The organism is Pseudomonas sp. 05T35 (assembly GCF_056396605.1).
The window spans coordinates 1-14,491 of record NZ_JBFTLU010000056.1 but is presented as its reverse complement, the minus strand read 5'-3'; the positions used below and the strand labels follow the sequence as shown (position 1 = coordinate 14,491).

Here is a 14,491-nt window from a genome sequence, read left to right as displayed (position 1 = left end):
CTCTCGGGTAATTTAAGACACCACAGGCTGGCTTCGACGTCATTGCGTGGGTTACCCTTACGTCTTATGTGTGTTTTCCCACAAGGATCTAAGAAATGTCCGAGCCAGTTAAACTGCGCGCTCACAGCCAGGCACATTGCAAGGATTGCAGCCTGGCCCCCCTCTGCCTGCCACTTTCGCTGAATCTGGAAGACATGGATGCGCTGGACGATATCGTCAAACGTGGTCGCCCGCTGAAAAAAGGCGAGTTTCTGTTTCGTCAGAGCGACCAGTTCGATTCCGTTTTCGCAGTGCGCTCCGGCGCGTTGAAAACCTTCAGCCTGAGCGATGGCGGCGAAGAACAGATCACCGGCTTCCACCTGCCGAGCGAACTGGTTGGCTTGTCGGGCATGGACACCGAGAGCCACCCGGTTTCGGCCCAGGCCCTGGAAACCACCTCGRTGTGCGAAATCCCCTTCGAACGGCTCGATGAACTGGCCCTGCAACTGCCACAGTTGCGCCGCCAATTGATGCGCGTGATGAGCCGAGAAATTCGTGACGATCAGCAGATGATGCTGCTGCTCTCGAAAAAGACCGCCGACGAGCGTATCGCCACGTTCCTGGTCAACCTGTCGGCGCGCTTCCGCGCACGCGGATTCTCTGCCAACCAGTTCCGCCTGAGCATGTCGCGCAACGAAATCGGTAACTACCTGGGCCTCGCGGTGGAAACCGTGTCCCGCGTATTCACACGCTTCCAGCAGAACGAACTGATCGCGGCCGAAGGCAAGGAAGTGCACATCCTCGACCCGATCCAGCTGTGTGCGCTGGCCGGTGGCTCGATCGAAGGCTGACGTTGCGATTGCGGCTGAGCGAACCTGCCCGGCCGCAGTTATACTTCGCCGTTTGCAGCCTGCCAGGACACCTCGACGATGCTCATCGACTCCTTCGACATCAAATCCCTGATCCGCCCCGTTATCGATTTTCCAAAGCCGGGCGTGATCTTTCGCGACATCACCCCGCTGTTCCAGTCCCCGAAGGCCCTGCGCCTGGTGATGGACAGCTTTGCGCACCGCTACGTCGAGGCTGACTTCACGCACATCGGCGCCATGGATGCGCGCGGCTTCCTGATCGGCTCGATCCTCGCCTATCAGTTGAACAAGCCACTGGTGCTGTTTCGCAAGCAAGGCAAACTACCGGCTGACGTTCTGTCCGAGGGGTATCAGACCGAGTACGGCGAAGCTTTTCTTGAAGTTCACGCCGATAGCCTCTGCGAAGGCGACTCGGTGCTGATCTTCGATGACCTGATCGCCACTGGCGGTACGCTGATCGCTGCGGCCAATCTGATTCGGCGCATGGGCGCGCGGGTTTTCGAAGCCGCGGCAATTATCGACCTGCCGGAACTGGGTGGCTCCCAGCGCCTGGAAGATATGAACATCCCGACGTTCTGCCTGACGCAGTTTGCGCTGAGCGAAAGATAAGCTGGCGCCTTCACCGACGCCATCGCGAGCAGGCTCGCTCCCACACTGGATCTTCGGTAGTTACAAAATCCCTGTGGGAGCGAGCCTGCTCGCGATAGCGTCAGCCTGGCACCGCCTGATTCAAAGCCCCATCTGCTTGCTGATGATCTCGTTCATCACTTCCCGCGTACCGCCGCCAATGGACAGGATCCGGCTGTCGCGGTACAGCCGCTCCACCAGGCTTTCACGCATATAACCCAACCCACCGAAAATCTGCACCGCGTCATTGGTGATGCGATCGGCAGTGTCGGTGGCAAAATTCTTGGCCATGGAAATCTCCTGGATCACGCTCTGCCCCGCGGCCATTTTCGCAGCCTGGCGATAGGTGAACTCCCGGGAGACTTCCAGCGCCGTGGCCATCTCCGCCAAGCGATGCTTGAGCACCTGAAACTTGCCAATCGGCTTGCCGAACGCTTCGCGCTGCCGGGCCCATTTCAGGCTTTCTTCCAGCGCCAGTTGCGCAGTCATGTTGGCCATCAATGCCAACGCCAGGCGCTCGTTTTGAAAGTTGCCCATGATGCAGGCAAAGCCCATGCTCTCGACGCCGATCAGGTTGCCCACCGGCACACGGCAATCATCGAAAAACAGTTCGGCGGTATCCGACGCCCACCAGCCCATTTTCTTCAACTGACGACCGACAGTGAATCCTGGCGTGCCCTTCTCGATCAGCAGCAGGCTGATGCCGCCAAATCCCGGCTCACCGGTGCGCACCGCGACGGTATAAAAATCCGCGCGAACACCACTGGTGATAAAGGTTTTGCTGCCACTGACCCGGTAGTAATCCCCGTCACGCACGGCACGGGTTTGCAGGTTGGCCACATCGGAGCCGCCGCTGGGCTCGGTAACCGCCAGCGCGCTGATTTTTTCGCCGCAAAGGACTTGCGGCACCACTCGCTCTCGCACCTCGGGCCTGGCCCATTTGAGGATCGGTGGCAGGCCGATGTCCAGTGAGCCCAGCCCCGCCACCAACCCGCCTGAACCACAGCGCATCAGCTCTTCAGTGGCGGCGATCTTGGCGAACAGATCACCTTCGTGGCTGCCACCCAGCGCTTCGGGGTAGCCAATGCCGAGAATGCCCGCTGCACCGGCCTTAAGGTAGAGCTCGCGGGGGAAGCCCTCGGCCTCCTCCCACTGATCGATGTCCGGCAGAATCTCGCGTTCGACGAAACGTCGTACGCTGTCGCGGACCAACTGATGGCTGGGGTCGAAGTATTCCTGAAAGGCAGGCATCGGCGAGCTCCACTGAAGGTTCAGCGAACTTACCGAGCGCTTGCTTGGTTTTCAATAGAATTGTGTGAGTCAAGGAGACCGAGTCGCCCGCATCGCGAGCAGGCTCGCTCCCACAGTTGACCGAATTGTCCTGGAGTATGCGTTCCAAGGTGGGAGCGAGCCTGCTCGCGATGACGTCAGTTAACGCGCTACAGAACGATCGGCTTACGCCCGGCAAACGAATGCGCCAATGTCCCGCCATCCACCAGCTCCAGCTCGCCACCCAACGGCACACCATGGGCGATGCGCGAAGCAATCAGGCCTTTATTGCTGAGCAACTGGGCGATGTAGTGCGCTGTCGCTTCACCTTCAACCGTCGGGTTGGTGGCCAGAATGACCTCAGTGAACGTACCCGCCTCTTCGATCCGCGCCAGCAATTGCGGAATGCCGATGGCTTCCGGCCCCAGGCCGTCGAGCGGCGACAAATGCCCCTTGAGCACGAAGTAGCGACCGCGAAACCCGGTCTGCTCCACGGCGTAGACATCCATCGGCCCTTCGACCACGCACAGTAAGGTGTCGTCGCGACGAGGGTCCGCGCACTGCGGGCACAGATCGTCTTCGGTCAGAGTGCGGCACAGTCGGCAATGGCCGACCCCTTCCATGGCCTGACTCAGGGCCAGCGCCAGCCGCGAGCCACCGCTGCGATCACGCTCGAGCAGTTGCAACGCCATGCGCTGGGCGGTTTTCTGACCGACACCGGGCAAGGTGCGCAAGGCGTCGATCAGTTGGCGAATCAAAGGGCTGAAGCTCATGGGGGAAACGTCCGACATATCAACGAGACGCGGTTTATACCCGCGCCTCTGGCCAGCGTCAAATGCTCATCGACGGTATCACGTTCGATGTTTCTTCAGCATTACCGAGTCGACTTCATCGCGAGCAGGCTCGCTCCCACAGGGATTTACAGTGTGACATCAATCGCAAACTGTCCCCCGATCCAATGTGGGAGCGAGCCCGCTCGCGAAGGCGGTTCAACAGACACCGAATGTCTCGCCCGCCAAAAACAAAAATGCCAGGCTGAGTGCCTGGCATTTTTGTAGACCATCCGACGCGTCAGCGAATCAGAATGGCAGTTTCATRCCCGGTGGCAGTTGCATGCCWGCGGTCATGCYGSMCATTTTKTCCTGGCTGTTGGCTTCGATCTTGCGSACRGCRTCGTTGACGGCGGCAGCGAACACGGCCTCCAGCATCTCCTTGTCGTCTTCGCTCAGGCCTTCGACCAGGCTTGGATCGATGGTCACGCGCTTGACGTCGTGACGACCGGTCATCACCACGGTGACCATATCGCCACCGGCTTTACCGGTGACTTCGGCGTTGGCCAGTTCTTCCTGCATCTTGGCCATCTTTTCCTGCATCTGCTGCGCCTGCTTCATCAGGCCGGCCATGCCACCTTTCATCATGGGAATCACCTCAAAAGTACTTGGATCAAAACAGCGCCCGGCCCAGTGGGCCGAACACCTTCAGTTATTAGCCCTGGCTGACCAGAGCCTCGACAGGTTCAATAGTATCGTTACGGATCACCGCGCCGAACTGTTGCATCATTTGCTGGATGAACGGATCGCCGTGGATCGAATCCTCAGCCTCGCGCTGGCGGTCGGCACGTCGACGCGAGGCCGCCTGGGCCGGGGTTTCCTGCTCCGGCTTGATCAGCTCGATGCTCACCGTCAGGGTGCGCTGGTGATACTGGTTCAGCGCATCGTTCAGCCGGCGTTGTTGAGTCGCGTTGAACAGCGCGCTGTGGGCCGGGTCCAGGTGCAGCAACCAGTGGTCGCCATCGACGGCAATCAGCGTGCAGTTGGCGGCGATGCTGCCGGTCATGCCGGAAATCGGCAATTTCGGGAACAGCTCCAGCCATTGCAATGCCAGCCCTGTGGCCGGCATCGCAGCCGGTTCAGGTTCGGGGGCCGGCGCGGGTTCTGCGGCGTGCTCACTGGCCAGCTCATCAAGGTAACTATAGGCCGAATCCATGTCCGGCTCGATGTAGTCCTCGTCCAGCGGCGGCTCGTCATCCAGGTCCATTCCCGGCGTGGCGACGTCGACTTCAGCCGCCGACGGCTCGGGAATCGGCGCTGCCGCCCACTCAGGTGCATCGGGTACAACGCTGTCCGGCGTCGGTGTCGGCATGGGCGTCAGGCCAGGCTGCTCGGCAATCGTCTCCAGCACCGACTCGACAGCCGGTTGCTGCACGATCTCAGGCTCTACCGGGTCGTTCCAGGGCAAGTCGACGACTTCTTCGACGATGGCCACAGGCTCAGCCACCACCTCGACCACCGGCGCAGGCACGACCTCTGGAGCAACAGGCTCAGGTGTCGGCACTGGTGCAACCACCTCGGCAACCGGCTGGATCGGCGCTGCAACGACAGGTGCAGCGGCAACGGAAGCAGGTGCAACTACCGGCGCAACACGCGGTGCGCCAGCCACTGAGTTTGCGGAATCAACTGTGGCCTGGCTGATCCCCACTGGCTTTAGCGGCTGCCTCGGCGCGTCTGCTGTGTCTGCCGGGCGGAACGCGAGCATTCGCAGCAAGACCATTTCGAACCCACCGCGCGGGTCAGGCGCCAGTGGTAAATCGCGGCGGCCAATCAAGCCCATCTGGTAATAGAACTGCACGTCTTCGGCCGGCAAGGCCTGAGCCAGCGCCAACACCCGGTCGCGGTCGCCATGACCGTTATCGACGCCTTCAGGCAAGGCCTGGGCAATCGCCACGCGGTGCAGCACGTTAAGAATTTCCGACAGCACACCGTTCCAGTCCGGGCCCTGCTCGGCCAGATGCCGCACCGCTTCGAGCAACGCCTTGGCGTCGCCATCGAGCAGCGCATGCAGGACATCGTAGACCTGACCATGATCGAGCGTGCCGAGCATTGCTCGCACGTCGGCCGCCATGACCTTGCCTTCACCGAAGGCGATGGCCTGGTCGGTGAGGCTCATGGCATCGCGCATCGAACCGTCGGCAGCACGGCCCAACAGCCACAGCGCATCGTCTTCGAACGGCACATTCTCGACGCTCAGCACATGGGTCAAATGCTCGACCACGCGCTCCGGCGTCATGTTTTTCAGCGAGAACTGCAGGCACCTCGACAGAATCGTTGCAGGAAGTTTCTGCGGGTCGGTGGTCGCCAGGATGAACTTGACGTAGGGCGGCGGCTCTTCGAGGGTTTTCAACAGCGCATTGAAGGAATGGCTGGAGAGCATGTGCACTTCGTCGATCAGGTAGACCTTGAAGCGCCCACGGCTCGGCGCGTACTGCACGTTATCGAGCAGCTCACGGGTGTCCTCGACCTTGGTCCGGCTCGCGGCGTCGATCTCGATCAGGTCGACAAAGCGCCCTTCATCGATTTCGCGGCACACCGAGCACTCGCCACACGGCGTCGAAGTGATACCTGTCTCACAGTTCAGACATTTGGCAATGATCCGCGCGATGGTGGTCTTGCCCACACCGCGGGTGCCGGTAAAAAGATAGGCGTGGTGCAGCCGCTGGCTGTCCAAGGCATTGATCAGAGCCTTGAGCACATGGGTCTGGCCGACCATTTCGCGGAACGAGCGCGGACGCCATTTACGTGCAAGAACCTGATAACTCATCGAAAACCGTCGCATCTGGGAAGCGGAAGCGGGTAATGCTAGCGGAGCAAGGCCAAAATTGCATCCGGTGTGCTCGGCTAATCTGGCTAAGCTGGTATTTGGATCCGTTTTAATCGGCTCCTGCCGGTCTTTTTGCTGGAGAATTTATGCGTTCAGCCTTGGGGGCTTTGCTGTTGATCAGCGTCAGCGCTACTGGTGCGTCTGCGCCCCTGCGCTTTGCAATCACCGACAGTTGGGCGATGCCCATGGTGCAAATCGAGCACGGCCGACCGACCCAGGGCATTCTGTACGACGTGATGCTCAGCCTGGCCACACAACTGAGACTGCCGGCGGAGTTTCACGTGCTGGCCCGCGCACGCGTGCAGAGCGCCATGGAGCACGGGGAAATCGACATCCGTTGCTACGCGGCCCAATCCTGGCTGCCAAATCAGTCCGGCGACTATCTCTGGAGCGTTCCGTTGTGGTTTCAGCGCGACGTACTGGTCAGCACGCAAGGCGCTCCTGCCTCGGTCATCCCGGCCAGTCTTTCCGTGCAGCCGATCGGCACCGTACTCGGCTACAGCTACCCGACCCTGCAACCACTCTTCGACAACGGCCAACTCAAACGCGACGATGCGCGCAATCAGGAACAGGTGTTGAAAAAACTGGCGGCCGGCCGAAATCACTACGCTGTCAGCAATCAATGGGCCCTGGACTGGTTCAACCTGCAAATGATGCCTGACCGGCCATTGCGGGCAGTCGCGGTGTTGCAGGAGCAAAACGTCGGCTGCTACGTGCGTAACGACCCAAGGCTGCCGGTCCAGTTGATTCTGCAAACGCTGCTCAAGATGAAGATGTCCGGGGAAGTCGACGACATCATCAGGCTCTACACCGGAACCAACGAACCGACCCTGGCCGATCAGTAAGCCTCAGACCGCCTGGTCCAGTGCCTGCCACCGGGTCGGTGCAACGAAGGCCTCGACCCAGCCCRGCACCTCGCTGGCCGGCATCGGCCGCGCAATGAAATAGCCCTGTGCCACCTCGCAACCCAGACGCAACAGCAACTCGCCATGCTCGATGCTTTCCAGGCCCTCGGCGATCACCTCTCGCCCAAACGCCCGGGCAAGACCAATGACTGCAGTGGTCAACGCCAGATCATCGCGATCATGCAGAATGTCGCGCACAAATGACTTATCGATCTTGATGGTTTGCGTATGCAGGCGCTTGAGGTAACTCAGCGACGAATAACCCGTGCCAAAATCCCCCAGAGAAAACCTTACGCCCAGCGCCTGACAGGCCTGCAGGCAAGTGCTGACGTGCTGAATATTCTCGATCGCCACCGACTCGACAATCTCCAGGTCAAGCAGCTGAGGCGCAACCCAGGCGTGCCGTTCTAGCACGGTCTTGAGCCGATCAAAAAAGTCCGCCCGCTGAAAATGCCGAGCAGCGATGTTGACGCTGACCGGCCAGCGTTGACCGTTTTTTTGCCATCGCGACAACTGCGCCAGGACCTGCTCCATCACCCACTCGCCAATATCGACGATCAGGTCCGTCTCCTCGACAAACGGCAGAAACTCCTTGGGCGGCACCAGACCGTTCTGCGGGTGCTCCCAGCGCAGCAACGCCTCGAAACCAACCACCACACCGCAGCGCATGTTGACCTTGGGCTGAAAGTGCAGGCGCAACTCATCGTTGAGCAAGGCCTGACGCACCCGCGCGACCGTCTGGTGAGTGGCCTTGACCTCTTGGTCGCGCACCACATCAAACAGATGAAAACGGTTACGCCCGCTCTGCTTGGCCACGTACATCGCCTGATCGGCGTGGCGCAGCAGGGTTTGCGCATCCTCGCTGTCATCCGGGAACAGCGTGACGCCGATGCTGGCAAACACATTGATGTCCTTGCCCAGAATCGAATACGGCGCAGAGATCGCCCCCAGCACACGATGCAGCGCCGCGCGCAACTCCGGCATATCGCGCACAAACCGCAAGATCAGCACGAACTCGTCCCCGGCCAGCCGCGCCACCACATCTTCGCCTCGAACGATGGTGCGTAGACGCTTGGCCACTTCAACCAGCAACAAGTCACCGCTGGCGTGACCGTAGCCGTCATTGACTGCTTTGAAGCCGTCGAGGTCGAGCATGCACACTGCCAACGGCACGTTCTCGACGCGGGAGTAATCCAGGGCCTGCTCGAGCAAATCGGAGAGATACGCCCGATTGGGCAGGCCGGTCAGGACGTCATGGCCGACCCGCCATTGCAGTGAGTGCAGCAACTGACGCTTTTCACTGATATCGAAGCAAATCGACAGATACCGATGGACCCGTCCGGTCGATTCGTCCAGCACCGGCACCATGGTGCTGTCGACCCAGTACAGGCTACCGTCCTTGGACCGGTTGCAGATTTCGCCCTTCCAGACTTTGCCCAAGGCAACGGTGCGCCACATCGTGGTGAAGAAATCGTCAGGATGCAGACCCGAGTTGAGGATCCGGTGGTTGGCCCCCAGCAACTCCTCGCGACTGTGACCAGACACGGCACAAAACAAATCGTTGACGTAAGTAATGCGCCCCGCCAGKTCCGTCTCGGAGAAAATAGCGGCTGCATCTACGGCCCTGCGGTACTTCTCATCCATGAGTCCGGCTCACTGTGGCTAGCGGTTGTACCGCTCGACCAGCGCACAACGCCCGGAAGAGATGTTTTGAAGGATGCGGCACTGCGCAGAGGGTCGCAGCGCGTGATGCTGCCAGGGCAACATCCTTGTAAAAGAGCGGGCCGGCAAATTCAGATGCACGTTAAAACTCCATGAACAGCATTTGATGGCCCCCGAACAGACGAAGATCAACTAGGCTCAGAGGCCTCGTACAGGCACGTCAAAAACACCGACTCTGGTAATATTGAAACGGCATTTCGCGTCGTCAGCGGCGCCTCTGCACACCCTGCGAGGTAACACAATGCTGGCTATCTCACATTGCCTGGACTTATGAAGCCAGGTCACCAAATGCCTGTACGAAACAGGGATTCTACGAAATACATCACATTTTGCAAAGCAAGGTGATGGATCATGCAGTTGTCTAATGCAAAAATCTATCGTTAAGTTCTTGATTCTAAATGGGAATTGAGCGATGCAAATTTCAAGTTTGGGTCCAGCCATAAGGCGCTATCGCAAGGTGGCGGGGCTTACTCAGGCTGAACTCGGTGAAAAAACCGGTTTTGACCCCAAAACCATCAGCCGCTTCGAAACCGGCACCTATACCCCCAGCGTGGAAGCCCTGTTCATGCTTGCCGATGTGCTGGGAGTGAAGCTCAAAGCGTTTTTTGCCGATCTTGGCGACGAAGACGAACAGCGAGCGTATTTGTTCGGTGTCATACACAAAGCCACCCCGAAGGATCTGGGAAAGCTGATCGCGGCGGTAGACCAGGCCTTGTCCAAGCCTTAGAGCCAGAAACAAAAAAGAGCAGGCAGGTGTATCGGATTGATACACCTGCCTGCTCTTTTGCTATCGACTACTGACAGAAACTGACAGCCCGACCGTCTAGGCTTGAGCCATCAACGCCAACGACATCGGAGTCGCCATGAACGCCCAACATTACCTGCTGCTGTACGTCGACAGCCCCGCCACCAGCGCAAACTTCTACAGCCGCCTGCTCGACAAACCACCGGTTGAACTGCAACCGACCTTCGCGCTGTTCATTCTTGATTCGGGGCTAAAGCTTGGGCTGTGGTCCAGACACACCGTTGAACCTGCGGCCGAAGCGGCGGGTGGTGGCGGAGAACTGGGATTCTCGGTGGCCGACAAAGAGACGGTCGACACGCTGTACGCCGCATGGACTGCACAAGGACTGCGCATCGCCCAAGAGCCGATTGAACTGGATTTCGGCTACACCTTCGTGGCGCTCGATCCGGATGGGCATCGGTTGCGGGTATTTGCTCTTTCGGAATGACGGCGAGGTTATTTTGGACGAAGCAAGGCATCGATCAGGAAAGATCAATGAGATAGAAATTCTGGATTTTTTTGAAGAGGTACAAGCCTTGCGAATGAAGGCCTGGCGTTAAGGTGGCGACCCCACCAGCCACACCCCGGCACACAATGTTCCCGCTGTGGCTGCTTCCTTCCGGATCTGACCAGGTTCACGGGTAATCGTTGCGGGGGGACCGATGGGGTCACCATAACGACGCTCACCTGACGGCGAGCCGCGCCATTGTACCTATCTGAGACGAAGTTACAACCGTTCGCGCAGATTAAAAAATATGAGTCACGTCAAGGACCTGCGTTGGTCCTTAAAAGATCGCGGCCTGCGGCAGCTCCTGCCGGCAAATGCCGATTCCGGAGCTGCCGCGGGCTGCAATCTTAAACGTTGATGTCGTGTGCCTTCAGAAACCCGACAAACGCTTCTTCGTCCAGCACCTTCAACCCCAGCTCATTGGCCTTGACCAATTTGGAGCCCGCACCGGGCCCCGCCACCACGCAGTAGGTCTTGGCCGATACCGAGCCCGCCACCTTGGCACCGAGGCTTTCGAGCTTGTCCTTGGCGACGTCGCGGCTCATCAGCTCCAGAGAGCCGGTGAGCACCCAGGTCTGGCCCGCCAGCGGCAAGCCTTCGACGACTTTCTTCTCGCTTTGCCAGTGCATGCCGAAGTCGCGCAATTGCTGTTCGGCATCCAGCGCCAACTGGCGGTTCGGTTCGATGGCGAAGAATTCCCGAACAGCATTGGCCTGTTTCTCCGGCAGCGCTTGACGCATGTCCAGCCAGTCGGCGCTGATGATCGCTTCCAGCGAACCAAACTTGTCGGCCAGCTTCTGCGCCCCGCCCGGCCCGACCGAGGGAATGTTGAGCTTGTCGATCATTCCGCCCAGCGTGGTACTGGCGGCAAACTCGGCGCCCAATTCGCCCTGATCCTGAATCTCCAGGCCATGCTTGAGCAGTTCTTCGATCACCTTCCGGTTGTGCGCGTCTTCGAAGAAGCTGTGAATCTCGTAGGCAACTTCCAGCCCGACATCCGGCAAGTACGTCAGCACTTGCGGCAATGCCTGCTGAATCCGCGCAAGCGATGCCAGTGAGCGCGCCAGGACCTTGGCCGTCTCTTCGCCGACATCCGGAATACCAAGGGCGTAGATGAAGCGCGCCAACCCCGGTTTCTTGCTGTCGGCAATCGCGCTCAGCAAGTTCTTGCTCGACAGCTCGGCGAACCCTTCCAGGTCGACGATCTGTTCGAAGCTCAAGGCGTACAAATCTGCTGGCGAACTGACCAGGCCTTCGTCCACCAACTGCTCGACGCTCTTCTCGCCCAGACCCTCGATGTCCATGGCCCGGCGCGAAACGAAATGGATGATCGCCTGCTTGAGCTGGGCCCCACAGGCCAGACGCCCGACACAGCGATATACCGCCCCTTCGCTGACCGTTTCGCGCCCCTTGCTGCGCTTGACCAACTGCGTGCGCTCGACATGCGAGCCACAGACCGGGCAGCACTTGGGAATCTGCACGGGACGGGCATTTTCCGGGCGACGCTCGGTAACCACTTGCACCACCTGCGGGATCACGTCACCGGCACGGCGAATGATCACCGTATCGCCGATCATCAAGCCCAGGCGCGCGACTTCATCCATGTTGTGCAATGTCGCGTTGGACACGGTCACACCCGCCACTTTCACCGGTTTCAAGCGTGCAACCGGAGTCACCGCACCGGTTCGGCCGACCTGGAATTCCACGTCGAGCAACTCGGTGAGTTCTTCCATCGCCGGAAACTTGTGGGCAATCGCCCAGCGCGGCTCGCGAGCACGGAAGCCCAGCTCACGCTGCGAGGCGAGGCTGTTGACCTTGAACACCACRCCATCGATTTCATAAGGCAGCGCATTACGGCGCTCGCCGATATCGCGGTAGTAATCCAGGCATTCACCAATACCCTTGGCCAGTTTCAACTCGTGACTGACCGGCAAGCCCCACAGCTTGAGTTGTTGCAGATTGCCGATGTGCGTGTCGGCAATCTCGGCCGAGACCTGGCCGAGGCCGTAGCAGCAGAACTCCAGCGGGCGACTGGCGGTAATCTTCGAATCCAGCTGACGCAAGCTGCCCGCTGCGGCGTTGCGCGGGTTGGCGAAGGTTTTGCCGCCGGCTTCCAGTTGCGCGGCGTTAAGGCGATCGAAACCGGCCTTGGACATATACACTTCGCCGCGCACTTCCAGGGTCGACGGCCAGCCGCTGCCCTGCAGCTTGAGCGGAATGTTGCGCACCGTGCGCACGTTGACGCTGATGTCTTCACCGGTAGTGCCGTCGCCGCGAGTAGCGCCGCGCACCAGCATGCCGTCCTGATACAGCAAGCTGACTGCCAGGCCATCGAGCTTCGGTTCGCAGCTGTACTCCACCTCGGCGCCAGCGCCAAACAAATCGCCGGCCGGCAAATCCAGACCTTCGGTGACCCGGCGATCGAACTCGCGCATGTCATTTTCTTCGAAGGCGTTACCAAGACTGAGCATCGGCACTTCATGCCGCACTTGAGTGAACGCCGCAAGCGCCGCACCGCCAACCCGCTGGGTCGGCGAGTCGATAGTGACCAGCTCGGGGTTTGCCGTTTCCAGCGCCTTGAGCTCATGGAACAGCCGATCGTATTCGGCGTCCGGAATGCTCGGCTCGTCGAGAACGTAGTAACGGTAGTTGTGCTGATCCAGCTCAGCGCRCAGCTCTAGAATGCGTTTTTCAACGGCGGTCATGGGTGCTCTCTCATAAAGCAAAAGAGCAGCCGAGGCTGCTCAATCTTCAAAATACGATATAGCGTAAAGACGCAGATTCTGTGGCGAGGGAGCTTGCTCCCGTTCGGCGGCGAAGCCGTCGTAAACCAGAATGGGGCCGCTTCGCAGCCCAGCGGGAGCAAGCTCCCTCGCCACAAGAAGCTCTCTAGTCTTAGAGAGCTTGATCATTCGATTCAGCGCTTCTGGGTCAGGGCGCGACGCTCGAACTCGACGATACGTTGACGGTAGTGCTCGATGGTCTGAGCCGTCAGCACGCTGCGCTGATCGTCCTTCAGTTCGCCATTGAGTTCCTGAGACAGTTTGCGGGCAGCCGCGACCATCACGTCGAAGGCCTGTTTCGGATGGCGCGGGCCTGGCAAGCCGAGGAAGAAGCTGACGGCCGGGGTGCTGAACAGATCAATGTCGTCCAGATCGAACACACCAGGCTTGACCGCGTTGGCCATGGAGAACAGCACTTCGCCGTTGCCGGCCATGCTTTCGTGACGATGGAAGATATCCATCTCGCCAAAACGCAGACCGCTTTCCAGGATGTTCTGMAACAGGGCCGGGCCTTTGAACCCACCCGGGTCACGGCAGATCACGCTGATGACCAGTACTTCTTCTGCCTGCGGCTGTTCTTTATTGGCGGCAGCACTCGGCGATTTGGTTTCGTCCGGGAAATCATCACGGCTACTGAAACTTGGGCCGCCATCCAGGTCCAGATTCAAATTCAGGTCACCCTGGGATGGCTCACTACCCCGCTTGCCGCGCTTGGAGCCCGATTCACGCGGCTCACGGGCAGGCATGCTCACCGACGGCAAGTCATGCTCGTCGAGTTGTGGTTCTTTATGGGTATCCAGTACGCGTGGCGGGCCCAGCAGCTCGGCACCACTGTCCTCGTCCGGCAGGTTGGACAGGCTTCGGTCCAGGCGAAACTTCAGCTTGCCCTTGCCGCCGCGCATGCGCCGCCAGYCATCAAAAAGAATACCGGCAATGACAATAATGCCGATGACGATCAGCCACTCGCGCAGACCGATTTCCATGTAATCCCGTGCCTCTATAAAAAATGCTGAAAAATAAGGGGTTTACAAGCTGTAAACCGCTTTAAAACGTGGCGCCAACTCTATGTTCTGAATGGCGTTTTGCCCACGCATACGAAAAATTGACATTAAACTAGCACGACCAAAGATAACTTTACACCGTCAGTCACAATGGCTTCAGCCATTATGTCGATTAGCCAGCATTCTCTGCGGGTAAAAATCCCTGCTTCGCGCAAATATCTGGCCTACGCGCCATGACTCAGGCGTCCACCATCGCCATCGCCTCCTCGACATCCACGGCTACCAGACGCGAACAACCGGGCTCGTGCATCGTGACCCCCATCAATTGGTCGGCCATTTCCATGGCGATCTTGTTGTGGGTGATATAGATGAACTGCACCGTTTGCG

At 59.4% G+C, this 14,491-nt stretch carries 13 protein-coding genes and 1 other RNA gene; 5 read left to right on the top strand and 9 right to left on the bottom strand.

The window, feature by feature from the left end; translation table 11 throughout:
* Positions 1-95: 95 nt before the first annotated feature.
* Entirely contained in the window at positions 96-830 is a 735-nt protein-coding gene (gene fnr, locus AC1DH9_RS06590; protein ID WP_477807947.1) for a fumarate/nitrate reduction transcriptional regulator Fnr, read from the top strand.
* A 78-nt stretch (positions 831-908) separates the two neighbouring features.
* The gene (locus AC1DH9_RS06585) at positions 909-1,457 is read left to right on the top strand and encodes an adenine phosphoribosyltransferase (protein WP_427532921.1); all 549 of its coding nucleotides are present in this window, start codon (positions 909-911) and stop codon (positions 1,455-1,457) included.
* 120 nt (positions 1,458-1,577) lie between these two features.
* Here the strand turns inward: AC1DH9_RS06585 and AC1DH9_RS06580 are convergent, their stop codons facing one another.
* The 4 genes from AC1DH9_RS06580 to dnaX all read right to left on the bottom strand — a co-directional run bounded on the left by AC1DH9_RS06580 (position 1,578) and on the right by dnaX (position 6,341).
* Positions 1,578-2,726: an acyl-CoA dehydrogenase family protein gene (locus AC1DH9_RS06580; protein WP_427545966.1), complete on the bottom strand. Its 1,149-nt coding sequence runs from the start codon at positions 2,724-2,726 to the stop codon at positions 1,578-1,580.
* Between the two features lie 188 nt (positions 2,727-2,914).
* Positions 2,915-3,517, bottom strand: coding sequence for a recombination mediator RecR (gene recR / locus AC1DH9_RS06575; RefSeq protein ID WP_054593221.1), 603 nt, complete (start codon positions 3,515-3,517; stop codon positions 2,915-2,917).
* Between the two features lie 306 nt (positions 3,518-3,823).
* On the bottom strand, positions 3,824-4,162 hold the full coding sequence (locus AC1DH9_RS06570) for a YbaB/EbfC family nucleoid-associated protein (RefSeq protein ID WP_477807946.1): 339 nt from the start codon (positions 4,160-4,162) through the stop codon (positions 3,824-3,826).
* Between the two features lie 67 nt (positions 4,163-4,229).
* Positions 4,230-6,341 carry a DNA polymerase III subunit gamma/tau gene (gene dnaX / locus AC1DH9_RS06565; protein WP_427545964.1) on the bottom strand — a complete coding sequence of 704 codons (2,112 nt, stop codon included), beginning with the start codon at positions 6,339-6,341 and terminating at the stop codon, positions 4,230-4,232.
* Between the two features lie 146 nt (positions 6,342-6,487).
* Between dnaX and AC1DH9_RS06560 the strand changes: the two genes are divergently transcribed.
* Positions 6,488-7,246, top strand: coding sequence for a substrate-binding periplasmic protein (locus tag AC1DH9_RS06560; RefSeq protein WP_427545962.1), 759 nt, complete (start codon positions 6,488-6,490; stop codon positions 7,244-7,246).
* 3 nt (positions 7,247-7,249) lie between these two features.
* On the opposite strand, the gene AC1DH9_RS06555 is transcribed toward AC1DH9_RS06560, so the two are convergent.
* Complete coding sequence (locus AC1DH9_RS06555) at positions 7,250-8,950, bottom strand: putative bifunctional diguanylate cyclase/phosphodiesterase (RefSeq protein WP_477807945.1); 1,701 nt, start codon at positions 8,948-8,950, stop codon at positions 7,250-7,252.
* Positions 8,951-9,440: 490 nt separating this feature from the next.
* Here AC1DH9_RS06555 and AC1DH9_RS06550 point away from each other — a divergent pair, with 490 nt between their 5' ends.
* Together AC1DH9_RS06550 and AC1DH9_RS06545 are read left to right on the top strand one after the other, a co-directional pair.
* Positions 9,441-9,755 (top strand): helix-turn-helix domain-containing protein, encoded by a 315-nt coding sequence (locus AC1DH9_RS06550; RefSeq protein WP_054593225.1) that lies wholly within the window; start codon positions 9,441-9,443, stop codon positions 9,753-9,755.
* A 136-nt stretch (positions 9,756-9,891) separates the two neighbouring features.
* Complete coding sequence (locus AC1DH9_RS06545; RefSeq protein WP_427545958.1) at positions 9,892-10,260, top strand: VOC family protein; 369 nt, start codon at positions 9,892-9,894, stop codon at positions 10,258-10,260.
* A gap of 120 nt (positions 10,261-10,380) precedes the next feature.
* Here AC1DH9_RS06545 and ffs read toward each other — a convergent pair.
* The 4 genes from ffs to AC1DH9_RS06525 form a co-directional block, all read right to left on the bottom strand.
* Positions 10,381-10,477, bottom strand: an RNA gene (ffs, locus tag AC1DH9_RS06540) — signal recognition particle sRNA small type.
* Positions 10,478-10,667: 190 nt separating this feature from the next.
* Entirely contained in the window at positions 10,668-13,025 is a 2,358-nt protein-coding gene (ligA, locus tag AC1DH9_RS06535) for an NAD-dependent DNA ligase LigA (RefSeq protein ID WP_477807944.1), read from the bottom strand.
* Between the two features lie 212 nt (positions 13,026-13,237).
* Entirely contained in the window at positions 13,238-14,086 is an 849-nt protein-coding gene (gene zipA / locus AC1DH9_RS06530) for a cell division protein ZipA (RefSeq protein WP_477807943.1), read from the bottom strand.
* Between the two features lie 256 nt (positions 14,087-14,342).
* A partial coding sequence (locus tag AC1DH9_RS06525; protein WP_477807948.1) for a hypothetical protein occupies positions 14,343-14,491 on the bottom strand: 149 nt, incomplete at its 5' end.